Raw genomic sequence first — 23,196 nt, 5'->3', positions numbered from 1 at the left:
CTCTAGGAGCGATTTCAAGAGGGTAAACCAATGTTTTTGTTAAGAACTTTAGTTTTATACCGTTTGTGGGCTTCTTTGGCAATAGAAAACCAATGTTCATCATCAAAACATTGGATAAATATTGTTGTGGTGCTTTGAAGGTCGTTCCGGAGACGGCGCGCCTCACCCTCCAACGACGAGCATCGTTCGAACTCAACAGACTTCGTTTGCCGTGGAAGGCATTCGACGGCGCTCCGACGTGCAGCCACGGCCAGACCCCCGATTTATGCGGGCGTCTGCGTTTCCGATCTGAAGCGGCTGCGCAATCCGGCAATGCCAGGCCCGGTGACGGCCACGGAGAACGCGGGGAAGTATTTCGGATACAGCAACTGCGCGCGCAAAGCTTCAAACGCGCGGCCATGGCCCGCGTGGTCTATCACCTGCCCAAGATCGCTGAGGTCACCCAGCGCCGCAATGCTCGCGCTAGCGCACCGGTGATCGAAATATGCCTGCACCTGGGGCAACAACTGCAACATGAGGGCCTCAAGGCCACTGAAATGCTCGCGCACCTCCGGGTCCAAGCTTGTGAACACAGAACCCATCGCAGCGATGGCGTCCTTCCCCTTCATCGGCTTGTCGTACACCGCGTGCAAGGCCTCGGCTCCGCTGCGCAAGTTCTTCAGCAAAGGGTAGCGCTCAAGACGCTCACCGAACTGAGGGCGGATCTCGCCGGGCATTTCCCCATCAATCGTAAGCAGGATCTGCCGGTCATCAAACTTGCGGCGCTCGTAGAGGGACATCTGCGAACGCAGATGCTTCACAGCCGCCAATCCGGCCTCCACGAATCGCGCCAGTACATGGGCCTTGTCGACAAACACTGTCGCGCCGGCCAGATGCTGGGCCACTAGATCCGGATAGCTGACGTCCAATCCGATTCCAACCAACTTCACCGTCTCGGGGCTGCGCAGCGACCCGAGAAATGCGCCGACTCGCGCTGCATTCGGTGATTCGAGAAGGTCGACCACGGTCCAGGCCTCGGCGTTGAGCACCAGCAAGCGGGGCACCTTGCGCTCAGCAAGGATGACTTCCGTCATTGCCAACCATCGGGGCGTCTTGATGTGGACCTTCTCCTCCATCTCTGCAACGAAATCGGCGAACACATGGCGCACGGTGGTTTCGGCGATGCCGATTTCCTCCGCAACCGGTGTGAAGGGGCGCCTGGCGCCCTCTTCCGCAATATGTCTCAGAAGGCGCTCGGTCATGTGGCGCTTCTGGGACATACCCGGAAGCGGCTGCATGAATGTCTTCTTGCAATCATGGCAGCGCTGGCGAATGCCTTTGATCGATATCTGCACCTTCTTTTTTCGGTAGGGGATGTCTTGGAACACGAGTACGTTCGAGCTCCATGACCGCACATCCTTGGAGCCGCAGTGAGGGCACCTGGTGTGCAGCTCGATACTCTCGGCTTCGATGACTAGCTTGCCGTCCAATTCTCTGGCGCCGTTGAAACGGTACTTCCCTGGAGTGGGAAGGATCGGGGCATCAATGGGAAGGGACTTCATTGGGGCGCTCAGGGCAAACTTTGTAGGTACTCTAAAAGTGGCAAGGCAAAGGTCAGAAAAGGGCAATCTGGCATTCGTGGCCCCCATCCGGGGAGACCATCAGGCCCTCAGCGCCACCCGGGCGCGCCTCGCCAGACTTCCACAAGGTTGCTGATTCTGCATGGAGAACCGCAAAGAATCGCACCGACACCTTCGCTGGCTCAGCTGGCGCAATTCTGGCGCTGGCCATCTCTCGCCATACACCACGGGTTGGCTCGCCGAGTTGAGACCAGTCAGGCTTCACGGTCGAGCAGTCGTCGTACAGCGCCCGCGCGCGGGCATCGAGGTCCGATGGGGTCATCAAGGGTCATCGTGGTTGCGTGTCAAAAAGGCATCAGGGCCGAGCGCGATACGGCGCCTTTGATCGCGGGTCATAGGAACAGGTCCTGCCTTCGAGGACTTGCTGCCATCTTCATCAAGGCCTTTTAACATTGCAGAGATTCGTTCCACACGGCGAGCGACCGCCCATGTAAACAGCCCAGCGACAAGCGCCAGCATGCCCGCTGCTACACCAAGCATGGCCAGTCCGCCGCTCGCCAGTGATGCGCGGGCATGTCGGGCAGCACGGCTGGCCCCGAAGGCCCGCGCATTGTCCGAGACGGGCGCTCCGTGCACTTGCATCTCCACCAGGAACCGAAGTTCCTCAGGCAGGTACCTACTGGCCTGCTGATCCTCAAGCAGGCCTTTGAAATCGAAAGTGCGGCGGGCTTCGTCACTTTCCAGCGCCAGCTGACCGAGCAGTACCGTAGAGCCCGAAAGAGCCGCGACCCCGGCCCCTTCAAGGGCACCTTTGGTCAGGCGGAAGTTGCGCTTCTCCGCGGCCAGGATCACCTCCTTGGCCCCCTGTCCGCTGAGAGCGTCCTGGAGATCCTGGGGGTAGACAATCTTGTCCATCCGCTCGGACTGAGCATCTTTCGCAAATGACGCGAACACGATGCTGCCGGCTCCTGCGACGATTGCAATCACAGCACTCCATAGGGCGCACTTGAAGAGCGCAACCCCTCTGCGCTCAAGCGCGTACAGCGCCTGGACACTTCCACGCGTCATCCCCAACCCACCCTGTTGTCCGCTAACCCGAGGGGTCTGCGCAGGGGCTCCATCACCGTGTTTCATCGCAATATCCACAACATGATCCCGGGACCGGGACAACGCACTCATCAATCAAGGCTTGCCAGCCAGTCCGTCAGACTGGCAAGTGCTCCCACTTCTCAAGCACCGCACCGCTCCCGAGTGTCCTTCATCCGGGAGCCCCGTCCGCTACATCGGCGATCTTGACATCACGGAACAGCGCGCAGCGTCGGAACAGGTCCACGCTCAGGGGCTCGCTATGCTTCTTCCCCATGCGCAATGCCAGTCGGAAAAGCATCTTGATGTCACGTGGAGCGATCGCAGGGAATTGTTTCACCAACTGCTGGACCAAGTCTTCGGAAAGGGGGGCCTCGAACTGCTGGGCCATGACACTCCAAATCTGCATGGCAGCTTCGTTGACGGGAGGTTCGTAGGTAATGATCGCGGCGCACCGCGACAGAATCGCTTCATCGATGTCGCTCGGCCTGTTCGTGGTAAGGAACAGCAGCCCGGTGAAGTACTCCAGGACTCGCAAGAACTCCGCCACGATGGCATTGCGCTCAAGGTTGTCACCTCGGCGAGCGACGAATACGTCCGCCTCATCCAGAAGGCAAACCACCGTGCGCCAGCGCTTCACCCTTGCAATGACTAGCTCCAGGTTCTCTTGAATCTCCTGCGCAGTCGTGCCCAGCGTACCGGTGTGGATCGAGTAGAGGGGCCAGCGGATCAATTCCGAATAGACCTCTGCCGTCAACGTCTTTCCTACTCCGGGCACCCCTTTGGCCAAGATCACATTTCCCGCCGCCTTGCCTTCAATGAAGTCTTCCGTCAGCAGATCGATGTCGGTGGTCAACACATCCAGCAAATCGTGCTGGATCGCGGGGAGAATCAACTTCTCGCGCAAGGTGGTGTCGTACTCGTAGGCCTGCATGTTGTCCGAGTGGACCCACAGATTGATGTGAGACTTCAGATCGAACACGTAAACAAGGGGGTGCGCCGGTACCGCCCCCAGCCCCTCGCCGTCTCCATCACGAAAGAGCTCCGAGTCAGTATGGAGCTTCGCTGGCCGAAAAGCAGAGGAGTCCATGTCGTGAATCACACGACGCCCAGCGAGGCTCAGGGCTGCGCGCTCGTGGCTGGAGTTCTCGTAGCTGTGGGCCGTTCCCTTGAGCCGGAACTGCTCGGCGAACTTGGGGCGCACTTCGTTCTCATAGCGCGCCAAACTCGACAGGTAGGCTTCCTTCAGGGCAGCAGTCTCCCTGAAAATCCCGTGTCCGCGAACACATCCGAGATCTTCCTGCGGGTCACCATTTCTGGAGTGAACGTGTGCGAGGAATGCGCGGACTCCAAGCTGCCCTCCTTTCGCCCCGCCGGCCCGTAGAACTGGGTGTAGATCACCACCTCGTTTGGCCTCTTGGCGCCGCGAGCGTGGCTGTGATCGACGAACCTCACGCTCGTGACAAGTTCAGGGTACAGCTCCCCATCTCGGCCTTCCACGTAGATCCACCCGTCAATGAGACTGGAGCGGAGGAAGGCGTTGAGCATCCCTTCAAAGGCCCCAAAATTTGGGATAGCCTTGTCGAACTTGCCCTCGCGGGCCTCAAGTATGGCGGTGGCCGCACGAGCCAGTTTCATTTCCTTGGCGTCGGTCGCCAGGGACACCAGCTCCCGCAGGCCCTCCGAGTCGACAACCGATGGCTCGATCAGGTGCTCACGCTCCGCGTCATCCGCGTAACGCGAAGCCTTGGTGCGAGATGACTCCAGGCAATTCGAGGTGGTGCTGATCAGAAGCGCGTGCGAAATCGTAAGTGACATAGTGGATCGAAATCGAATTTGATGCTCTCCAGCGAGGGGTTGGAGAGCTTGGCCATCACCCAGCTGGGGGCGCCTGCACATCGGGGTGTTTGCGGGTATCCACCGTCATCCTGGTGCGGTGGCATTCCTTACAGACCTCGCGGTCACGGGAGGGGCATCTGGGGTGGGTGAAGGTACACCACGTTGTTGGCCTGTGCTGGTGAAGGCCCCGCTTGCGCCGTGGCATGCTGCAGCCTCTCACCCACTTCGATCTCGCTCATAGGAACGCCGCTCCACGTCGCGGAGTTCCAATGACCTCGCTCCCGTTGCGCCGGCACCCAGCGCGACATTTCCTCGGACGTTCCAGTGCGCCGTACCCAATGCCAGTCGCCGTCGAAGGCCACCACCCTGGGCGAGTGAGTGGCCTCGCCGCCCGCTCGTACTCCTTCGGCCGCCGCAGGTTCCACGACTTCGGATTTCAGCCCCATGCGGCTGTCAATTCGCTGGCGCAGCTCCGTCATGTCTGCGGTTGCGCCCACCGCCCCGACTAGAGCGCGCAGGGCATCAGCGGGCATCTGGCTTAGCAGCCAGAGAAGGCGATCGGAGTCCGCCAGGCCTTCGACAATCTTGGGATGCTTTTCGAGGGTGTCCGAGTCCGGGTCCAGCAACTCGTTGCCCGGGTAGAGGATTGCGAAACACATGGCGCCAAGTATTCGGCCTTGGTAGCCAGGTGCTGACTCCAGTGTCCCTTGGATGCGGTCATAGAGCGCACGCAGATGAGGCATCTGATCCTCGTCGAACCAGCGGGGAACGCTCTCCGCTTCCATCTCTTCAATCGTGGCGGGGTACTCTCCGCGCGACATTGAGTCGAGAATCTGGTTCAGGCGGCATGCGGCCTCGATGTCATTGGGCGTAGCCTTGGCCCAGTTCATGTTCATGGTGCGTCCTTGGAAAAGCGGGCCAGGAACAAACAGCCCGAAGTGTCGCTGGATTTTGCGTCGCAGTAGCGCATCAAGTTCATGGCAAAGCTGTCCACATTGGGCGCGGTAGCAGCAGCAATGCGGGCCATCTGGAAGGCGGTCCCCGATCTGCCGGCCTGTACTGTTGTGCTGGCCACGCGACCAGGCGCCCATTCCGCAAGTGCCAAAAACGGCATACCGATCTCATCGCACCGCTGACCAAGCTTCAGTAGCGCAGGCGCGATTTCCTCGTCGTAGACCTGCCCGTTGTCAGGCACGCCCCCTGAATCACACTGGGCAGTGGCCACCAAGTCGCTTACAGCACCTCCGACTGGCGCGGCATCTGATGCGATCCGGAGGATGACGCCGTACAGAGCTTCAAGCGATGCGGTGGATTGCGCTCCGGGACTTGATGCCTTCCAGCGATTCATGGCATGAATCAGGTCACCGATGTTGGCGGGAGTGAGTGCCTCAGAGGCAGTCGGACACGCAGCGGGTGCAGGAGCAACTACAGAGCTGCTTGCGATGTTGTGGAGAAGCTGCGCATTGGCGTCGACAAAATTGCGAAGTACGTGCGGCGGGATGGTGGCTGGCACGCCCTCCATGGACTCGTCGGGGATCAGCCCGTCGTGGAGGGCTTTCATGGTCTGCATGGCCTTGGCCAGCAAAGCGCCCTGGTGGTCCAGCAGCGCGGATAGGTGGCCAACCGAAGAGGTCAGGGCAGCGTTCTCGACTTCTTCGAGTGCTGCCTCACTAGCGACGGCCACGCTGACTTGGACCAGCGACATGATCACCCAGCCCTCCGCAACGCCGTACTTGCCCCCTCGCAGGATTCCAACCACTCGGCGCAGTACCTCTCGGCCCGTGTAAATCAGTGGGGCTCCTGCGGCCATCTCGGCGCCTGTGAAACGCGTTTCGCGAAGGCGCAGCTGATCACCGCACTGGTAACCCTTGTCGTCAAGGCGGATCTCGAACAACTTGCGCCCAGCCAGCATCTCGGCGAACACAGGGGAGTCCAACTTGAGATCGTGAATTCGACCGGTCAAGGGGGCGTAGACGGGCGCTGCAGGGGTCCGCGGAGCGACTTGCAGGCTGGCGAGCAGCCTGGCCACCATGACGTCGTAGCGCTGCCAGGATCGCTTGATCGGGTTGAGGTCGAGTACCTGGTCTGGATCAACACCATCGCGTTCGCACAGCCACCGACATACGGACTCGATCTGCGCAGGCGACGCCTGTTCCGGGCCGATCGGCAGGGCGCTCAGTCCCTCCGCAAGTCGCTTGGCCAGGACCTCCGCATCCGGCCGGATACGAAGGTCTGCAACCACATTGCCGGCGGCATCCTCCAGGCGCCACACATTGGAGTAGCCGGGTTCGCATTTTGCTATGACGGTCGTGATTTCTTGCATCTCATTTGCGGAGAGATTGGCATTCGGAAGCGCGGAAATACGCAACGCATAAATGCTATATCTGCACAATGAGATGATGCCACGAAGCTGCGCCGACCGCAACGTCAAATTACGAAAACTGCTTAGTCAGACACATATCCGCCACTGGCGATCCTTCGGATCTGGGAGCGCAAGGCGCATCCTGTCTTAAGTCATGCAGGCGGTGCCATGTGGGCACGGCTTCGCAATGACCATGAGCTTCAGCGGCGATGCCGAGCTCGTGCAGTGGAACTCTTGCGTCGCACATGCGCATTCCTATCAAGCGTTTGGTACGCTAGACCGGCATAGCATGTGCGCGCGTTCACCGCTCGGGGCAACTGCTACCCGAGAAGCGCTACGAGATGACGAGATCCACCCGTCTACCGTTCGGGTCGTTGGAGAGCACCCCTCCGCTTGAAACGATGCTGATTTCGGCCAACTTTGGGAAGCTGCGATCGAGGAAGGCCGCCACCGACTGGGCCCGCCTGAGTCCGATTTCGATGTTGTTCCTGTGCACCCCGGATTCGTCAGCAAAGCCCACTATTGCCACCCTAGGAACACGGGAGGGCGGCACGCCGGCGAGAGCGGCTGCGAAACGCTCCGCCAAAGCCTCTTTCATGCCCGAAGTCAGCATGACGCCACCGGAGTCGAACCCACCGACAGAAAACTGCTGTTGAGTACCAGCTCTTTTCATGGCCTGGACATCGCGCTCAACTGCGGAAAGCGACGCCTTCACCGCGGAAATGTCTCTGATTCCCGAGGCCACATCGTCAGACAGATCCGCTAGCCCAATCTTGATGGGGGTTCCTACGCTAGGAGCCTGGGCGCCCAAGCTAGCCCTGGCTTTGGCCTCCGACTCCTTCGCGTTGGCCGATGCCTTTTCGGCCGCTTCCACCGCGGCCTTCGGATCAGCCCCCTCGGTGTTCAACACGCCCACGACCGCGGCGACCTGCTGCTCGGCTTCCTTAATGCCATCCAGGGCCTGCAAGATCCTCGCTCCTGACGGTGGCGGTGTGCCCTTGAGCGAAAAGCCCAGATACGCGCACTGGGTCTTCCGCGACTCGCTCAGCGCGTAGATGGCGTCGGAGACTCGCCGCGCATCGTCTCTGGTGAAGTTGATCGTACCGATCTTCACCGGTTGGTTTGGCTTGAAGGGAATTTCAATGCCACCAACGACTAGGGAAGCGCCTGGCTTTGGCGCCGGAAGTCCGGTGCAGGACTCGGCAATGATGGCATAGAGACGATCAGCGGGCGGCGTAACACAGCCCGCTAACAGACCTACCGTACCTGCGGCTAGAACCAACGTCGCAACAGACAAGCTTCTCATGGGGTATCCCTCCCGCGCACCGTCGAAGGTCACAACCAGGCCGGGATGCTCTACACGATCAAGACCTCATCAGATGCAAATTGTTTCCGGCAAAAAACTCTACCCTGTAACCGCCCGTTACGAAAGCGCTAAATTGCACTGTGCAGCTGCAGCTACATCATGCCGTGCGCGCGAAACAACTCCTGGTCCGCAGGATCGGCGCCTAGCGGGGAGCCCCCTTGTTCGAACAGGGAACGGACGGCCGGAGTGACAACGCCCTCCTCCCGCAAGAGAACTGACACAGCGCAGAAGTAGCCGCGTGCCCACTGGACCTGCGCGCTCTTCGGCTGGGCCGCAGAGCCAACTGTGTCCTTCCGCCGATCACTCGTCATCGCTGTCCTCGTCGCCCAACACGTACCACCGTTCGAATCCAGTTGGCGGCTGGGGCGCCCCTTCCAATGCGCTGGCCAAAGTTGCGCCTGGATGCTCGGCCGCGATTTTCCTTCTTGCGACGGCCAAGCTGGTCACCCGTTGGCAGCTCGACCCGTAACCCACATGGCCATTGAATGCCTTGGCCGCTTCTGAGGTTAGGAGGTCCATCTCCTTAGAGTGCGCATCGTGAAACATCGACACGCGGCCCTTCGCCGCATTCGGTGCAGCTGCAAGCCTTATGTCGAACCAGTGCATGTAGGGGGAAGTGACTCCGTTATCAGCGGAGTGCGGCCTGAGCGCTATTTCGATGATCTCTACAGGATCATAGTCTGCGGGTAAGGAGATCGAGAGCGGGCGGTCCAGGTTCAGACGCCCAGCCTCATCTATAGCTCTCGGCGCAATCCACACACGGTTGCCTCTGTCCTTTTCGGCGAGCCAGTTTGCGTACCAGTCCGCCAGCAACGGGCTGACGGATTTACCAAGCAGCGCCTCGCTAGACACTCCGAGGTTCCTGTGGACATAGATCGAGCCTCGCGCGTTGTACTGGGCTGCGCTCACTGTCTCAAGGGTCCAACCACCTCTTCCGTCATCAGGGCTTGCGAAGTGCCTCGCCGCCTCTGAGGGTTTCTCAAAGGACTTGCAGAACTTCGCGCGTAGCGCATTCTTTGCGTGCTGGTTCGGTGCGAGTCGATTCAGCAGTGCATGGGGACGGCTGTTCCCGAGGCAGATGTACTGCAGTTCCCCATCCGACAGCCACACGCCGATGGGGATAGCCAGCCTCAACGTTCGCACGAGCCTGGATCCGCGCAACAACTCGTCGCGCGCAGCACCCCATTCCTTGTAATGGGAGGCGAACTCGTCGTCGCTCATCGTTTCCAGAAATGGCTGAAGTTGGGCCTGAAATCCTTCTGCCTGACCAAGGATCTGCAGCTTGCGCTCAAATGATCCAAACACCGACTGGCGCCCCACCCAGCCATCAGGATCCTCCCACTCGACCAGGCTGGTCTCCGAGGCGGCCTGCGCAGGCAGCAGCGCCCAGCGACGGGCCTTTTCCAGCACCTTGGTCTTGCCCCGTTCGACGGTGATCCGGTGCACCCACATGTGGGGCTCCACGCGGTCGTCGCGCTCGGACGCCTTCGGGGCCGCATAGATGACTAGCTTTGCGCCCCCGGAGAGCACCAGCCGAAGCGGCTCGTATCCGAGGTCGCGCACGAAGGCCTCGATCTCCGAGCTACGCGTCTGCTGATCACCTTCGCCCGCAAGAACGAACATCTGATCGAGCAGTGCCTTCCAACCAGCAGGCGCGGCGTCCCCCTGGAACGTTGGCAGATCTCTGCCACGATTGGCAGCACGCCAAGCGATCACCGCACGGTCGATGATTGCAGGCCGCTCTGCAGGATCTCCGATGCCGCCTTCGGCGAGGGCGATCCCCAGTCGCCGGCGCGAATCTGCCTCCTTCGCTCGATCGGCCTCCACAAGCTTCAAGGCCCTCTTGAAAAAGCGGATGTACTCCAGATGGTTCACGCGCGTGGCGCGGTGTTGGATGTACCAGCGAAGGTCCTCTGGATCAACGGCATCCAGGACCAGGTAGGGTACCTGCGAGGACCCATAGCCGGACTGCTTGAACTTGGTGATGGCGACCTTGCAATTGAAGACACGATCACTTCGGTACGAGTCCTTCTTCACGGTGCAGTCCACGCAGACTGCATCCGCGTCTTTGTACGCGATGGCGCATTCGACCTTTTTCTGTGGCACGGATGTGAACTCGTAGCCGCGGCCATATCTGTAGTTCTGATTGTCCCGGCATGCCCCTGGGGCGGTCGCTGGATTCATCAGATCGTTCCAATTGCACAGCACCCGGGATCCGGAGCGCAGGTAGCCGTTCGTGGCTGCGACCCACTCCCTGAAGGTTGGTCGATCAGGCCCTCCGGCGATCGCCGTCGACGCATCGTCATCATGGAGAAAGCGCATATACCGTTGCTGGAAATCCAGCGAGACGAAGTGCATCGATTGCGGGCCGTCGTAGAAATCGCCGAACAGCTTCAGTCGGTGGTCCAGCCCGCATGCCAGCAAGAGGAACCGCCGGTAATGAAGCGCGAACATCTCGTGCTCCGAAAGACGATCCGTGTACGCCACATCCTCGAACTTGATGCGAGAGCCATCGAGCCCCCGGAAGATCTTGTCCTGGTCGTTCTGATTCGGAAACAGGCGCGCTGCGCCGAGATGGCTTTCAACCCCGGAAAACACGCGGAAGATGTTCATCCCATCCCGGACCAGGAGGAACACCTTCTTGTTCTCAGCGTTGCGCATGGCGCTGGCCATGGGGCTGTCGCCATAGTTGATGTAGCGAGAGGTCACGCACATCACCAGAATGCTGCGCTCGGTTGGGAAAACCTGTTCCACCAGGCCGTGGTGTTCGCGCAGCGCCTTGAAAAACTGGTCCTCGCTTTCGAAGTCGAAGCGCTCATCCACATCAGCCCAAACGCACAGTTCCTGGTCCATGCAGAGCTTGGCCTGCTTGATCGTGAGCGGCACATCCTTTGGAGCACTCTCCCCTTCGCAGATGCGCAGCACCTCAACATCCTTCCCGAGATAGAGATCCAGCGACTGAATGCCGCGAAGCAACTCGTCGACGTAGGCCCGAACATCTTCAGTCTGCGCGAGCGCTGCCGCGGCCTGTTCCTCGTAAAACGGGGTGAGTTGTTTGATCGTGCTGGCGATTTCGTTGGTCTTGCTCTGGATCCATTTGGCCTTGATGGTGGCGATACTGTGCTCTCGCGCCGCGGCAATCTTGAGCGCCTCAATGTTCTCCGTGTTCACTCCGCCAGCGATCGCATCCGCTACCGTGCCCGTTGCCAGTGCAACCATGGCATCGTCTGGACCAGGTATTGCGGCAGGAAGGTTGGCGGCGACGACTGGACCTGGAGGGGTGTTATCGACCTCCACCTCATCGCCATCGGTCTCGTCTTCATCATCTTCCGCCGGATCTGGTTGCTCTTTTGCCTGCTCGGCAAGCCCGTCCTGCACGATCGCAGCAAGCCGGACAGGGTCCGTTTGACCCTGCACCAGCTCTTGCTGGATTTCTCCGATGCGCCCTTGAACTGCCTGAAGTTCCTTGCTCCGAATGATCTGGTGATCAGGCTCAAATTCGAAGGCGGCCAGGAAGTCTTTGAGCAGAAACCGGTGCTCGTCGTACTCAAACCAGCTCTTGCGGACCGAGCCATCTTCGCGCGGGATGTTCAGCTGCACCTGGCGGCCGATCTTCAGGGGATGCGGGCGCAAGATGACGGTATGGGGCGCATCGTCTACCAGGCGAATGGACTGAATCAGCAACGTCGTGCCCCCCTCGATGCCCTCTTCGGGGATCTCGTGCAAGGCCTTCCAGTACTGGCCAGCCTGAAGCGACTGGAAGCGCGAGATCCGCTCCGCTTCTGGCTCTTCGCGATTGAATGGGATGATGTCCATACTGTTCATGCCTTGCGATTCTGTTTCTGCCTGGGTTGGGGCTTGGGCACCTTGCCGTTCGCGGCGTCACGCGGGCCGGCCACGTGCTCGCTTGGCAAAGCCAAACTGAAGGAATGGGAGGTGTCTTCGAGCACCGCCGTGAGACGACCAGCCCTCACGCAGGGGGTCATCCTGGCAAGCGAACTCGCAGCGCCGCTGAACTTGTGCCCGTCCAGCTCAAACGAGAAGCTAAATCCCCAGGCGTCGAGGTCCCAATGGGGACCACGGTAGGCGCCCTGCTGATTCCATAGGTGAACGTCAAAGATCGTGACACCTAGAGCCGCTTCGACCGCCGCTACCCCCAAGGACAGAGCCTTCTTCGCGGTCGCCCCCTGCCCTTCGGGCACACGCTTCGTCTTGATGCCCATCCGAGCGAGCGCTGAGTCCATGCGGGAGATGGATTCCTCGGCGTCGGCCTGGAGCTTTCTATCGCAGTCCCAATGTGCCCCTGTTGCGCCGTTGTACCCAAGCGAGTGGTCAACCATCTGGCCGCACAAGAAGCAGGTACCGGCATCGTAGTGCGCCTGGATTTCAGCTCGCATGCTCACGGATTGTCCTCGCGGTCCGCGGCATTGCCGGGGGCAAGAACGGGGGTTGAAGGCGGGCGGCATCACAACGAGGAACTGCTATAAGTGTTCCTCTATGCTACTTCACCTCAACACCGATTGCAACGCCAAACTACGAAATATGTACAACACGAATTTGCATCTTTGGTCCGGTGCAGACATGGCCATTCGGTGCGCCTTTGCATCACCGACTTAGTCGGGCTGTCTCCCGAAACAACGACCATGCGTCCGCGACTACTCCCGTCCCCGCTTCCGTGGCCCACTTCATCCGATCTGCATCACTGAGGCTGTTCCACCAGGCCATGCCCATTTGCTCATCGAGTGTGGGCTTGCCGTTCACGGGAACCGGGAGCATCTTCTCGGCCAAGGCGAACGCCCACTTGAAGCCATAGTCGGCTGAACCACGGGCGGACCGTTCGGCCGCCAAGACCTCTGCCATGGTGGGCGATCTCAAACCGAAGTCCGCTGCGTATCGGATAGCGGCGTTGTAGACGGCGATGGGTTCAAGCCGCACCCATTCGTCCGACGTCCTCGAACTGCGCAACTTCGTCTCGGCCAGGAAGGCGTCGTAAAGCGTGCGCGCGGGTTCGCTGTAGGGGCGGCTGTGGTCGTAGTACATACTCCAAACCCAGGTCAGGAATGGGCCGCTGGGGCATCCTGCGCATGAGGCTGCGTCTCCTCGTTGCGCCCCTTGGCGGCCAGGTAGTCGGGCACACCGGGCAGCAATGAGCGGATACCGTCATAGGTCCACCGTGTTCGAGAAGTCTCATTGCCCAACGCTTGACCAGCACGGTAGTAGGCGTGCGCTGGCGTGCTCTCTGGGATGCCGATCATCGGCTCGCCGAAGTAGCCCCGCCAAAACGACGAGGCGAACCCATTCATGCGGTGTGGCTGGCCGTGTGTGTTGAAGAAGTTCCTATGCCGCAACCGGTATTGCTGCACAGCTTCTTCAAAGTTCTCGCGCATGAACTTTGATCTGAACGGATTCTTGATGGCTTGTGGATCCGGTGCGGAAGTGTCACCCTCGTCCCGCCGCAAGGGGGCATCGTATCCGTCCACAAATGCGTCGTACTGCCAGCACCCAAGCCGCAGACATGCCACCGCCTTCGCTAGCGGCTGACCTCGCCTCCTGGCGTCCGAACCCGCTTTGTAGAAGGTCGACTCTTGCCATTGCTCATGTGTCTGCGGTGCGGGCATGTTCTTCGACTCCATTGACTGGGGGTTTGGAAGCAAAAGGAAAAAGGAGGAAGTCTGACTGTCTCGACTTCACAACCCGCCCAGGACTCAGCCCTTCGTGGGCATAGATGGGGCGCATCACCTGCAGGGGCAGGAAGCGGACTCGCCGACGCTCAAGCTCAGCCTGAAGCAGCCAGCCCCTTCTGATCATGTTGTCGAATTCGTCGCCAAGGTGTGCATCCCCCTTGGGATCGAGGCAAGAGATCGTCTCGCCCCGGGCGAGAGCTTCCGACATCTGCCGGCGGAATGTGCCTCCGTGCATGGGGTACACCAAGCAACTCAGTTCGTCACCTGGATGGAAGACAGAGAACTCGCTGGAAGAGGGGCTCAGGCCCCGATGGGCTTCGTACCGTACTGGAAGTTGCATCATGTTCCACCATTGCTTTTGATCTGCGCCATCAATTCGGCTCGTGCGGCGTCGACACCCGGCGCGTCATCTGGTCCAGGGGCTGATAGCGAACTCGCATCCGTCCAGAAGTCGCGCAGCAATGCCGTGTAGGCCCATTTGCTGACGGCGCCGCCGTTGGCAACGCCCGCCAGATTCGCCTGGTAGCGGCTCGTGCCATCGAGATAGCTCTGGCGAAGAACCCTGTACTGCTGGGCATCCACCTCGGTACTTTGGTACAGGCCTGCGGCGCAGGCAGTCAGCACAGCCATGCCAATGGGCAGCGAGAGGTTTCTGAGCGCCCATCCGAATAGTTCGTTCATGGCGCAGTCCTCACCGGATTGAAGTCGGCAAGGTAGGTCTTGCTTTCCCACCACATAGTGCCGCAGCGGACAACGAAGAGCCCATCGGCCTTTTCCGAGATTTCGAGAGGTCCCCTCCCCTTGCATTCGCCCTGGCGCAAAGCGTCCATCTCATCGGCCGAGGCCAGTCCACCGCTGGCAAGCCACCGAGGATACGAGTTCCCATTCACGTAGTAGATGCGCTCGGCTGTGCCGAGGATGCCGCCGAAAAACGCAATCAACCAGACAGCCGCTACGGCGTAAGAGAACCTCGCTACGCTCTTACTGGTCGAAGTGACGCCCCGAGCAAACAGCCCCGGCACGAGAAAGAAGGCACCAAGCATCAAGGTGGCCAACGCCAGACTCGATGACTGCATCATGATGCCGAGCGCAGTGGCAACCGATAGGACCAATCCGATGAGTAGTTGATCGGACTTCGAAAAATTCACGTCATTCCTCTCAGTGCTTCAGCAGCACCTTTCTGTATCTCAGCCTGCCACTGTTGCCAGCAATGGCAGCGTCGATGTCTGACGACCAGTTTGCAGATTCTGAAGTTCAAGCGGCTCTCAGCAATCCGGCATGCCCGCGGGATACCTACTGCGCAGACTGGCCGCCCAATACTCGATCGCTTCCTTGATGTGGGCATTGCGACCAGGCCACCGTCGCTCCAGCTGTTCCCGCAAGGAAGCAAGGCTCTTGCACTGGCACTCACGAGCGGTGTTCACTGCCGCCCGCAGCATCTCGTAGCCCCCGTCGCTCAACTCGCTCAAAGGAGGATCCATAGCTGGCCGCTGGGAAGAGATCTGAGTTTGCATGTGTGTAGATCGTATCGCAGAGCACAAGAGCCCTCAGAACGCGCTGGATCAAGTTGATGTTGGAAATGGCGTCCATTCGCAGGATAGGTCTACCCGTCTTTCGCGACTGCGCCAACGACGCCCGCAGCGCGGGCCAGCGAACGCTGTTGCACTCGGAAACGCTCCAGGCCTTCGGTCAACCGTTGCGCGTCGTCAGATCGAACTTGCTGGAGTTCAATCGCCTTCTTCGATTTCCGATGCACACTTTCGAGGTGGAAGTGCAAGCGAAGTGCCTTGCGCAGATCGAGAATGCGGATCGTGGGCCGCTTGTTCACTACCAGGCGCAGGTGGGCGCTCCCAGCCTCATTGAACGGAAAGCCACGGACGAGTGCAACGCCATCACCGGCAACTGGGCGAAAAAGGGCTCGCACAAAAACTCCGACGCCGGACAAGGCGGAGACACCCAGCACCAGGTTCAACATGGCAAAGGCAAACGCGTCATTCATCGCGAGCGGCTCTGAGCCCCGAATGTAGAGGCCTACTTGTGCAAAGAAGACTGCAGCTGCGAGCGCCAGTCCGGCAAACAACGGAATAGGCAAGGTGAGGTACCTCTCTGCTGCTCGCCTTTGCGCTTCGTACTCGCGCTCCGTTTCCTCGCTGGGTGTCGCGATGCGGTGCTGCGCTCGGTGCACTACAAGCACAGGCTCGCCCGTCGTGTGCAGGAGATCTGTCACCATCTTCGCGTGGGCGCGGGCTTGATCATCGTCCAGCGGGCCTGACACGCAGATCGGCAGTCCCGCTCGGACGCGCCCTGCGAGAACAGAGCCGATACCGACCTCGGCATTCCCATCGGGTCCAACCATCGCATCGGTGTCATACATCTGTTCGTCCTTCATTGCCTATGCTCCATTTTGCTCCCCCGCGTGAGAGTCTAGTTTGCGTCTGCAATATTGCATTTCGCGCACGACGTAGGGGGTGAAAACGGCATGCATGACCTCATGCGTGGGCGCTCTGGAGGTACTGCTGCTCGGTGACCACCCAGTTGGTCAAGCGATGCTCCAGCTGGGGCAATTCGGTCTGCAGGAGGGATATCTCACTTTCAAGTTCTTGGACATGCCGGCGAAACTCGCCATCCCACCCTGGGTCGCTTCGCCCAATCTTCTTCATGGCGGAGGCCGATTTCGCGGAATAGTCCCGCACAAGAAATTCCTCTGGCAACGTATCGCGTAGGTCGTAAGCACGTCTGGCCACCACCAACTGCTCCCTCAATGTGCCCACAAGCCATCGCAAGCCATCAGGGGAGACTTCCAGTGGCTTGAATCGAATGCCAGGACAACTGCTCGTTTGCCAGCCGCCACCCGGACGCTGATAGCCGTGGTGCGCCATTTTCCCGCTTGTTGCTGCGATTTTCCGGAAGCACACCGGGCAGGTGCGCACGATCTTGTTGGGATTCTCTGGCTTGGGAGGCACTGCGCTTGGGGCTCTGCCTTTCACAATCATGTCCTTCAGCGAAGCCACCGCCAACGCAAGCGGGAGCACCTCGGCGCAGTAGCTCTTCATGGCATCGACAGCTGGGCCACTCGCCGTGCTGCGACCTACCTTCTTCGCTGTGGAAAGCACATCATGCAGCCCCATGATTTGAATGCTGTCTTCCAGATCCTGTACGGCTCTTGGCTGACGCTCCCACTTGCCGGACCGAAAGAACTGCTCGCGAACCTGCACCTCCCACGCGGCGCTCGCGAAACGCGACAGTGTTTGCTTCGCGTCTGCCCACACAACGCTGCGTATCGAGCCCGCCTTCAGGCCTTCTGATATTTGGTGCAGCGCGATATCGAAGTGAGCATGCTCTGCCAGGCTCGCCCGCATGTGCGGGAATTGATCAGGGGTCATTGCGTCAGGCGATTCAAAACGAATGCGGTAAATCCGTTGAAGGCAGTGTGCCTCAGCCGCCACCATAATGCAACGCCAAAGTGCGTTAATTGTCGTACTTGCATACCGATGCAAGGGGCACTATCATCGGCTGTAGCAAGAGCTCGATCGTGTCCGCGATCAGCGCAAGGCCGCCTTGGCGAGCTAGCTTGTCGAGGCGATCCGCCCTTCGTTCGAGGTGCTCGCTTGGCGATTGACCATTCGTTCGGAGCCCTCAATGCAACGTACCCTCCACCCTATCAAGGGCAGGAACTCTTTCTGCGGCCCAGCGGCCATAGCAACCGTACTTGGTATCAGCACAGACCATGCGTCCCGTGTGATGCGGGGCTTCACTGGCGACAGTAGGACTACTGGTGTGCATACCCATCACCTGGTTCAAGCACTGGCCGCGTTCGGGTGCGCAGTCGATACGTTCACCGTGCCGACCCGGCACCAGATGCCGGCGCGTACGTGGGTGCGAGACAATGCCGCACTCTTCGCGGAGTTGCAGGTCATCATCATTTTTTCGAACCACTTTGGCACCCTGCTTGGCCAGCAGTACCAGTGCAACATCACAGGTGCTCCAATACGCTGGGGATCGGAGCCGTTGCCGCATGAAGAGGATGCGGTGCTGGAGTACCTCGTCGTGAGGAATGTGCCGCTCGGTACGATTGCAGACCAGGGCTTGGCGGACAGAAGACTCTTGCAGCGAGTTCGCCGGCTTGCAGCCAAGCATGGCGTGATCATCACTCGGCATTCGGAACACAGCTACTTGGTGACTTGTCCAGAGCTTGAGCATGATGACCCACACGAAGGAAACCAGATCGCCACCTCGGCAGAAGAGGCTATGTCCATGGTGGAAGACTATGTAGACTGCCTTTTGAATGGCTATCTGGAGGCGGTCACAGACCCGCGGGTCTGGGATCTCTACGGCTCGCAATGGATCCATCCAGCCACCGAGGAACTCCATGCCGGCGCGCATTGACCTCACAGTGGTCAGCGACACCGGCGATGTGCTACTCACGCCGAGAAACTTGTTGGTCGCCGTGGACCTGATAGGCGCGGTAGTCGACGTGTCGAATGCCGGACACCCGTCTGGAGGACAGACGAAACTCAGCCTTCGTGAACTGGTACCGGACCGGTCTCCGAACGGGTGTGGCGTCGGCATCACTCGAAACATCGTGGTGATAGAGAGCTACCGCCACGTATGCATGCTCATCAACCATGCAGAGGCCCATGAGCGACTCTGAGCCTGCGCAGACTCCGCAGCGCCCTTGCTCTGGAGCTTGCCCAAGCGACCACGCGGCGAGACCCCAAGGGCCGTTCGGATTGAATGCCAACCCCGTGTCCCGTTGGAGGTCTCCGCCCCGTCATGCTCCTGCAGGAACAGGCTTCGTGCCAAGCGCAGGAAGGAATGCCTCCCATAGCGCATATAGGTCCCCGCGCAGATTGCCCAGTGGATATGGCGATAGATCGGGCTCGTGCTGCTCGACAGGCAGCGTGCCGTGCACCAGCCAGGGACTGGACTCACCACGGGATTGGAGTCGGTCCTGCACGAAGGCCTCGAAGCTCCTGGCCCACATCTCGCGTTGGGTGGCCCAGTAAAATTTCCGCGCGCCTTTGAGCTCCTCGATCTTCCTTGCCTGGAACAGGAAGGTGTTGCCATGGACCTTGAACAATTCATCTGCCAAGTCCTGAAAGCGTGCCATCGCGGTCTGCCGTGAAACCCGCTCACGCTCGATCCACGGGTAGTTCTCAGAAAGATAGGCGTCGCGACCAATCCGTTCCACGAATCCGTCGCGGAAAGTTCGCACTGCCAAATATGCATCGAGGGCGTGCCCAAACTCATGTGCTAGACCCCCGGCACCGCTGTCGCGCGTCAGATTGATCACCCGCAGTCCTGGTTCGAAATGCGCGACGGCCTGGCCATGTCCGCGTGCACCAAAGGCCAGGGCGAGCGGGGTCTGCCCTCCTCCACCCAAGCCCAACCACGACGGCTCGAATCCAATGGTCCGCGCCAAGTCGTGCAACGCGCAGAATGCCTCATTCAGCCAGCGCTGCTTTTCCTTGTCGGAGAGGGACTCCCCGAACTGAACCCCTCGCAGTCTGAAGGTCTGCAAAAGCTCATCCGTGGAGATGTCCCATCCTCCCAAATAATCAGGGCCCACGCGGTCGGTGACGCCGGGTGCGACGCGGCGCGTCACTGCGCGCCGGAGCTCGCGCGACTTACCTGCTTCCTCAAGGCGTTTCTGGATTTCTTGGCGTGCCGCGCCCAGAGCATCTCGGCGGGTCATCTTTGGATACTCGTCGAGGTACAGCGGCCGGGGGCTCGTTGTAATCACCTTCCACACTGGATCCATCGGCCTGGCCTCGGCTTTCAGCGCAATCACGCCGATGCTTGTCTTGAGGCAGGAATCGTCTTCCGGCCAACCAAGGTCCGCCATCGATTCGCCAAGCCAGGCAAGCTTGGGCGTGGGGCTGAAAGGAGCCGTCAACGTCCTGCCGCCGTATCGTCCGGCGGCAGATAGCCGCATGCGCTCGCGGGTGCTGGATAGACGGTTGATCCCGGCCAATTCCCTGGCGCGCGCCCTCAGGCGACTAAGGTCCTCATCGTGGGCTTCATCGAAGACCTGGCGCACTATTTGAATAGCACCATCGTAGAGAGCAGGCCACTCCGAGCTGCTCACTTCGAAGCAGTCTTCTTCAATAGGGCCTCTACCCAGACCCCAGTAGGTCACTGCAAGCGCGGCGAGGGTCTGCCTGTCGTACCGTTGCCGCGCTGCGAGAGCCTTCCAGTCTGGCTCCGGCCAGAGTTGGCCCAAACGGTCCTGCCTTTTTGCTCCCTTGCCTGCGGCTGCTGGCCCCCGGGCAGTATGCTTTTTGGCATGGGGAATGAACTCGCCCGCATCCGATATTTTTGCCATACAGGTTCGTGCGTTTTCATGCCGGCGATCGTCGGCGTCCGGGCTGCTGACGGTCCCGGCCAGCTGCCACCGCTTCATCGTTGAATGTCCCCTACTTCAACCGGAACTGCTCCGCTTACGGCTGTCCCATCTCCCAGTTGACCTTTGCTCGCGTGGCCTCAGAGCTTTGCGCGCCCTGCCTGCACCGGACATCTATGCTTCGATCCAGTCGAGATGCTGCACCGGCAAGGGAGATCTTCAGCTCAGAAGGGGGCTGCTCCGTGATGGCTTCAGCGTAGGCACTGCCTTGAGGAAGAAGTTGGACTGTGCAGCGGCCTGCGTGCTAAAGGTGCACAGCGTTGCTGCCGTGAGGACGGCAGCAGCGAGGCCATGTCGATGGGATTTCTGAGCGACGCCAGCAAGGTATCAGAGTGACCGCGCTTATCCAAGTTGACCAAGCCGCGCTGCAGCAGCTTGTTCTGCTGGCCCCAACTTGCGTTCAGCGACGGCATCGGCATGTTCTTTGAGCAACTCGTAGTCAGCGCAGTACAGGGGCCGGCTCTTTGGAGGGCGGTTGTACTGATTCATCTGGTACAGCAGGTTCTCGTAGGAGACACAGCGGCCCGCATCCACCAGCGTCCGGCTCCATGCATATCCTTCCGAGCCCAGCTCCCACAAGATGGCAACCGCAGTGCCCCCAATGAAGAGGATCAGCGCGAACACCCAGGGCTCGCCACGACCATTAACCCCCAATGCCGCCTCGCTTACCCACGAATACGCACCGACCAGGAACAGCACCCCAAGCAGCCACATCGTGGCCACCATGATCTTCTGTCTTGCCTCCCATTTGGCGACAACCTTCGTGTGGTCTTCGTCCAGGGACTGAATGAATTTTTCGAGCTTCGACATATGAACTCCTCTTGAATGAAAGTTGACGGGCAGCGCCGCAAATGCGGCTGAAGGGGGTTGATGGTGGTTCGGAGGGCGGGGCTATCAGTAGGCTGGCTTGAACGGCGTTGCCAGGCCCCAGTTGCGCTCAAAGTGACTGAGAAAGACGCGCGCTAGATCGGGGTTGTCCCAGTTCACGACAACGTTCTCACTGTTCTTTGTGGCGGCTGCAGCCGAGAAGTTGAAGCTCCCCAGCTGCACATGCTTGCGGTCCGCCAAGATCACTTTGTCGTGGTGGATGGCAAATGCTGAGACCACCCGCACCTCGGCTCCCGCCTCCGCCAGCGACGAGAAGGCGGCTCGCGCATTACGCGAAGCTCCCTCGCCCAGGTTGTGCTTTTGATCAGCGACCAGATAGACCTTCACGCCTCGCCGAGTGGCCTTCAGCAGCGCAGAGGTGACTTTCGCGCTGGTGAAGCTGTAGGCCATGACTTTGAGCTCCCTCTGCGCGCTGTCGATCACCCGGAGCACGAGCGCCTCACCACCGCCATTGGGAGAAAAACCGACTTCGAGTTTTCCGGCGGCCTTCACATCTTGGCTGGAAGACGCATCGACCAATTCCCCGACCGCTCGTGCCACCGCTCCGAATCCGGATTGCGCATAGGCAATCGGGCTGACCGCCAGGAGGATCAGGAAAGACATCGTCGAGAGCATGCGGGAGCAATTCATTGGCAGACGCAAACGTTTTGTTGAAAACACAGAATAGATGATCCGGATTGATTGAATCCAATCAATTGGCCGGCCATTTCGAGAAATAAGGCATATCAAACGTACCAAAATTCACTTTTCAACATCAATTCCAATACAATCAATTCCTATCAGTATTTATTCCACCAGGGCAATCAATGACCAAGTTAACCCGTCCCGCATCTGTCTTCGCCGTTCTCCTCGCCACCGCTTTGATGGCTGGCTGCGCTAGCGCTCCCTCCCGCCTTACTACCGCCAGCGACGAGGGCGTATTGCGCACAGTGACCGGGACCGTGGTCAGCATCGAGGCCAAGAAGCGTTCCGCTCTCACTGCAACGAACGTGGCCGCCAGCAACGTCGCCAGTACCCGAGGAAGCTCTACCCTCGGCGTTCTGGCCCTTGCGGTAGATGTGCTGGACCACCAGTCGGCTAAGAGCCGTGAAACCTATTACGAGATCAAAATCATTAATGAGGTGACCGGCCAGGAGGAACTTTGGGAATCTGAGATCGAGTCTCACACCACGTTTGTCGCAGCCGGCGACCGCGTCCGCCTTATCAAGAAGCGATACGGTGCCGAGGCTTCCCACAACTTGACTCGTTTTCCACATAAGGACGCTCTGACCCGCTGAATCACGCGCTTGGCTGGGCCGCTTTGCGCTCTTCCAGCCGGCGCTCATTCAGTCGCGAAATCGCTTCTGGATGAGCCCGAAACCACTTGTCGGTCCACTCCTTTGCAGCAAGGACCGCATCCGCGTATACGCGTGGGGAGAACATCTGTACTGGGCGTGCGCCGCTCCCAGGACGGCGTGCTCCGCCCTTGTCGATACCACTCCACCCGACGATCTTCACTTCAACTGATTCCCCGAAGCTCTTCTCGGATCGCACGCCCATGTAGTTGCTCGTCAACTCTTCTGGCACTTCCACACGAAGCCCGAAGGCCAGCCCTTTGAGCCCCCGGCCGCTGCTATCAAATCCGAAGATTCTGCAATCTCGATAGGCTTGGTATTCCCGCTCCGCGGCGAGCACAAAACCGTGCGTGATCGCATCATCCAAAGAGCTGAAAGTTGTCATCTGCACCTCACTTCGGGCGCAAGTGTGACCCAAAGTAACGGCCTTGCCGATAGCAAAAACAGGCTTTCTGCGAGATGCGTCAATATCGGGTGCTTTTCGAATTTCGCGGTGTCAAAACCAGGCGTGGTCTTCGACAATTAAGTTGTACTCTGGGCTCCCTTGGGAAGCTCCAGAAATCCCCATAGGTTCGACAATAAGTTGTACTCTGGGGCGCTGCCAAGAGACAGACGCTTCGCCAATTAAGTTGTACTCTCCTCGTAAAACGTGCATCTATCCCCAGTCCAACAGGT

Annotated in this window: 23 protein-coding genes; 3 read left to right on the top strand and 20 right to left on the bottom strand. The window is 59.7% G+C overall.

Annotation, left to right across the window (positions count from 1 at the left end):
- The 16 genes from ACK59X_RS17635 to ACK59X_RS17560 form a co-directional block, all read right to left on the bottom strand.
- Window positions 1-196, bottom strand: a 196-nt coding sequence (locus ACK59X_RS17635; RefSeq protein WP_409959248.1) for a hypothetical protein, incomplete at its 3' end; no start/stop codon positions are given.
- Window positions 197-263: 67 nt separating this feature from the next.
- Window positions 264-1,541 carry a transposase gene (locus ACK59X_RS17630; RefSeq protein ID WP_409959246.1) on the bottom strand — a complete coding sequence of 426 codons (1,278 nt, stop codon included), beginning with the start codon at window positions 1,539-1,541 and terminating at the stop codon, window positions 264-266.
- Window positions 1,542-1,880: 339 nt separating this feature from the next.
- Window positions 1,881-2,546 (bottom strand): hypothetical protein, encoded by a 666-nt coding sequence (locus ACK59X_RS17625; RefSeq protein WP_409959244.1) that lies wholly within the window; start codon window positions 2,544-2,546, stop codon window positions 1,881-1,883.
- A gap of 271 nt (window positions 2,547-2,817) precedes the next feature.
- Window positions 2,818-3,849: an AAA family ATPase gene (locus ACK59X_RS17620; protein ID WP_409959242.1), complete on the bottom strand. Its 1,032-nt coding sequence runs from the start codon at window positions 3,847-3,849 to the stop codon at window positions 2,818-2,820.
- Between the two features lie 41 nt (window positions 3,850-3,890).
- The gene (locus ACK59X_RS17615) at window positions 3,891-4,463 is read right to left on the bottom strand and encodes a hypothetical protein (protein WP_409959240.1); all 573 of its coding nucleotides are present in this window, start codon (window positions 4,461-4,463) and stop codon (window positions 3,891-3,893) included.
- A 143-nt stretch (window positions 4,464-4,606) separates the two neighbouring features.
- Window positions 4,607-5,380, bottom strand: coding sequence for a hypothetical protein (locus tag ACK59X_RS17610; RefSeq protein WP_409959238.1), 774 nt, complete (start codon window positions 5,378-5,380; stop codon window positions 4,607-4,609).
- Entirely contained in the window at window positions 5,377-6,915 is a 1,539-nt protein-coding gene (locus tag ACK59X_RS17605; RefSeq protein WP_409959237.1) for a DUF3850 domain-containing protein, read from the bottom strand. The genes ACK59X_RS17610 and ACK59X_RS17605 overlap by 4 nt, the downstream gene beginning before the upstream one ends.
- A gap of 265 nt (window positions 6,916-7,180) precedes the next feature.
- On the bottom strand, window positions 7,181-8,152 hold the full coding sequence (locus ACK59X_RS17600) for a hypothetical protein (protein WP_409959235.1): 972 nt from the start codon (window positions 8,150-8,152) through the stop codon (window positions 7,181-7,183).
- A 360-nt stretch (window positions 8,153-8,512) separates the two neighbouring features.
- Complete coding sequence (locus ACK59X_RS17595) at window positions 8,513-12,037, bottom strand: hypothetical protein (protein ID WP_409959233.1); 3,525 nt, start codon at window positions 12,035-12,037, stop codon at window positions 8,513-8,515.
- Complete coding sequence (locus tag ACK59X_RS17590) at window positions 12,034-12,609, bottom strand: hypothetical protein (protein WP_409959231.1); 576 nt, start codon at window positions 12,607-12,609, stop codon at window positions 12,034-12,036. Before ACK59X_RS17590 ends, ACK59X_RS17595 begins: the two co-directional genes overlap by 4 nt.
- Before the next feature lie 208 nt (window positions 12,610-12,817).
- The gene (locus ACK59X_RS17585; RefSeq protein WP_409959229.1) at window positions 12,818-13,252 is read right to left on the bottom strand and encodes a hypothetical protein; all 435 of its coding nucleotides are present in this window, start codon (window positions 13,250-13,252) and stop codon (window positions 12,818-12,820) included.
- A 14-nt stretch (window positions 13,253-13,266) separates the two neighbouring features.
- Window positions 13,267-13,845 (bottom strand): hypothetical protein, encoded by a 579-nt coding sequence (locus ACK59X_RS17580; RefSeq protein ID WP_409959227.1) that lies wholly within the window; start codon window positions 13,843-13,845, stop codon window positions 13,267-13,269.
- 390 nt (window positions 13,846-14,235) lie between these two features.
- Window positions 14,236-14,577, bottom strand: coding sequence for a hypothetical protein (locus tag ACK59X_RS17575; RefSeq protein WP_409959226.1), 342 nt, complete (start codon window positions 14,575-14,577; stop codon window positions 14,236-14,238).
- On the bottom strand, window positions 14,574-15,044 hold the full coding sequence (locus ACK59X_RS17570) for a hypothetical protein (protein WP_409959224.1): 471 nt from the start codon (window positions 15,042-15,044) through the stop codon (window positions 14,574-14,576). Before ACK59X_RS17570 ends, ACK59X_RS17575 begins: the two co-directional genes overlap by 4 nt.
- 455 nt (window positions 15,045-15,499) lie before the next feature.
- Complete coding sequence (locus ACK59X_RS17565; protein ID WP_409959222.1) at window positions 15,500-16,285, bottom strand: hypothetical protein; 786 nt, start codon at window positions 16,283-16,285, stop codon at window positions 15,500-15,502.
- A 100-nt stretch (window positions 16,286-16,385) separates the two neighbouring features.
- A complete protein-coding gene (locus ACK59X_RS17560) occupies window positions 16,386-17,279 on the bottom strand; it encodes a hypothetical protein (RefSeq protein WP_409959220.1) in 894 nt (297 codons plus the stop codon).
- Window positions 17,280-17,673: 394 nt separating this feature from the next.
- Here ACK59X_RS17560 and ACK59X_RS17555 point away from each other — a divergent pair, with 394 nt between their 5' ends.
- Window positions 17,674-18,282 (top strand): hypothetical protein, encoded by a 609-nt coding sequence (locus ACK59X_RS17555; protein ID WP_409959219.1) that lies wholly within the window; start codon window positions 17,674-17,676, stop codon window positions 18,280-18,282.
- The gene (locus tag ACK59X_RS17550) at window positions 18,266-18,547 is read left to right on the top strand and encodes a hypothetical protein (RefSeq protein ID WP_409959217.1); all 282 of its coding nucleotides are present in this window, start codon (window positions 18,266-18,268) and stop codon (window positions 18,545-18,547) included. The genes ACK59X_RS17555 and ACK59X_RS17550 overlap by 17 nt, the downstream gene beginning before the upstream one ends.
- 120 nt (window positions 18,548-18,667) lie before the next feature.
- Here ACK59X_RS17550 and ACK59X_RS17545 read toward each other — a convergent pair whose 3' ends face one another.
- From ACK59X_RS17545 to ACK59X_RS17535, 3 genes are all read right to left on the bottom strand, one after another.
- On the bottom strand, window positions 18,668-20,221 hold the full coding sequence (locus tag ACK59X_RS17545) for an LPD1 domain-containing protein (RefSeq protein WP_409959215.1): 1,554 nt from the start codon (window positions 20,219-20,221) through the stop codon (window positions 18,668-18,670).
- A gap of 420 nt (window positions 20,222-20,641) precedes the next feature.
- Window positions 20,642-21,109, bottom strand: coding sequence for a hypothetical protein (locus tag ACK59X_RS17540; RefSeq protein ID WP_409959213.1), 468 nt, complete (start codon window positions 21,107-21,109; stop codon window positions 20,642-20,644).
- 84 nt (window positions 21,110-21,193) lie between these two features.
- Window positions 21,194-21,802: a phospholipase D family protein gene (locus tag ACK59X_RS17535; protein ID WP_409959211.1), complete on the bottom strand. Its 609-nt coding sequence runs from the start codon at window positions 21,800-21,802 to the stop codon at window positions 21,194-21,196.
- Between the two features lie 191 nt (window positions 21,803-21,993).
- Between ACK59X_RS17535 and ACK59X_RS17530 the strand changes: the two genes are divergently transcribed.
- Window positions 21,994-22,464: a hypothetical protein gene (locus ACK59X_RS17530; protein ID WP_409959209.1), complete on the top strand. Its 471-nt coding sequence runs from the start codon at window positions 21,994-21,996 to the stop codon at window positions 22,462-22,464.
- Between the two features lies 1 nt (window position 22,465).
- Here the strand turns inward: ACK59X_RS17530 and ACK59X_RS17525 are convergent, their stop codons facing one another.
- Window positions 22,466-22,906 (bottom strand): hypothetical protein, encoded by a 441-nt coding sequence (locus ACK59X_RS17525; protein ID WP_409959207.1) that lies wholly within the window; start codon window positions 22,904-22,906, stop codon window positions 22,466-22,468.
- Window positions 22,907-23,196 lie beyond the last annotated feature (290 nt).

This window comes from Acidovorax sp., assembly GCF_046339755.1.
Classification (GTDB): Bacteria; Pseudomonadota; Gammaproteobacteria; order Burkholderiales; family Burkholderiaceae_C; genus Acidovorax.
Note: the sequence above shows the minus strand (reverse complement) of the source record. Positions and strands in the feature narration are given on the sequence as shown.

What these genes read in the sequence shown, in the direction of transcription:
- ACK59X_RS17545 (WP_409959215.1), bottom strand. Translation starts at nt 20,221, where the DNA reads ATGGCAAAAATATCGGATGCGGGCGAGTTCATTCCCCATGCCAAAAAG.
- ACK59X_RS17550 (WP_409959217.1), top strand. Translation starts at nt 18,266, where the DNA reads ATGCCGGCGCGCATTGACCTCACAGTGGTCAGCGACACCGGCGATGTG.
- ACK59X_RS17600 (WP_409959235.1), bottom strand. Translation starts at nt 8,152, where the DNA reads ATGAGAAGCTTGTCTGTTGCGACGTTGGTTCTAGCCGCAGGTACGGTA.
- ACK59X_RS17610 (WP_409959238.1), bottom strand. Translation starts at nt 5,380, where the DNA reads ATGAACATGAACTGGGCCAAGGCTACGCCCAATGACATCGAGGCCGCA.
- ACK59X_RS17630 (WP_409959246.1), bottom strand. Translation starts at nt 1,541, where the DNA reads ATGAAGTCCCTTCCCATTGATGCCCCGATCCTTCCCACTCCAGGGAAG.
- ACK59X_RS17525 (WP_409959207.1), bottom strand. Translation starts at nt 22,906, where the DNA reads ATGACAACTTTCAGCTCTTTGGATGATGCGATCACGCACGGTTTTGTG.
- ACK59X_RS17535 (WP_409959211.1), bottom strand. Translation starts at nt 21,802, where the DNA reads ATGCTCTCGACGATGTCTTTCCTGATCCTCCTGGCGGTCAGCCCGATT.
- ACK59X_RS17615 (WP_409959240.1), bottom strand. Translation starts at nt 4,463, where the DNA reads ATGTCACTTACGATTTCGCACGCGCTTCTGATCAGCACCACCTCGAAT.
- ACK59X_RS17590 (WP_409959231.1), bottom strand. Translation starts at nt 12,609, where the DNA reads ATGCGAGCTGAAATCCAGGCGCACTACGATGCCGGTACCTGCTTCTTG.
- ACK59X_RS17595 (WP_409959233.1), bottom strand. Translation starts at nt 12,037, where the DNA reads ATGAACAGTATGGACATCATCCCATTCAATCGCGAAGAGCCAGAAGCG.
- ACK59X_RS17540 (WP_409959213.1), bottom strand. Translation starts at nt 21,109, where the DNA reads ATGTCGAAGCTCGAAAAATTCATTCAGTCCCTGGACGAAGACCACACG.
- ACK59X_RS17580 (WP_409959227.1), bottom strand. Translation starts at nt 13,845, where the DNA reads ATGGAGTCGAAGAACATGCCCGCACCGCAGACACATGAGCAATGGCAA.
- ACK59X_RS17575 (WP_409959226.1), bottom strand. Translation starts at nt 14,577, where the DNA reads ATGAACGAACTATTCGGATGGGCGCTCAGAAACCTCTCGCTGCCCATT.
- ACK59X_RS17530 (WP_409959209.1), top strand. Translation starts at nt 21,994, where the DNA reads ATGACCAAGTTAACCCGTCCCGCATCTGTCTTCGCCGTTCTCCTCGCC.
- ACK59X_RS17560 (WP_409959220.1), bottom strand. Translation starts at nt 17,279, where the DNA reads ATGACCCCTGATCAATTCCCGCACATGCGGGCGAGCCTGGCAGAGCAT.
- ACK59X_RS17565 (WP_409959222.1), bottom strand. Translation starts at nt 16,285, where the DNA reads ATGAAGGACGAACAGATGTATGACACCGATGCGATGGTTGGACCCGAT.
- ACK59X_RS17585 (WP_409959229.1), bottom strand. Translation starts at nt 13,252, where the DNA reads ATGTACTACGACCACAGCCGCCCCTACAGCGAACCCGCGCGCACGCTT.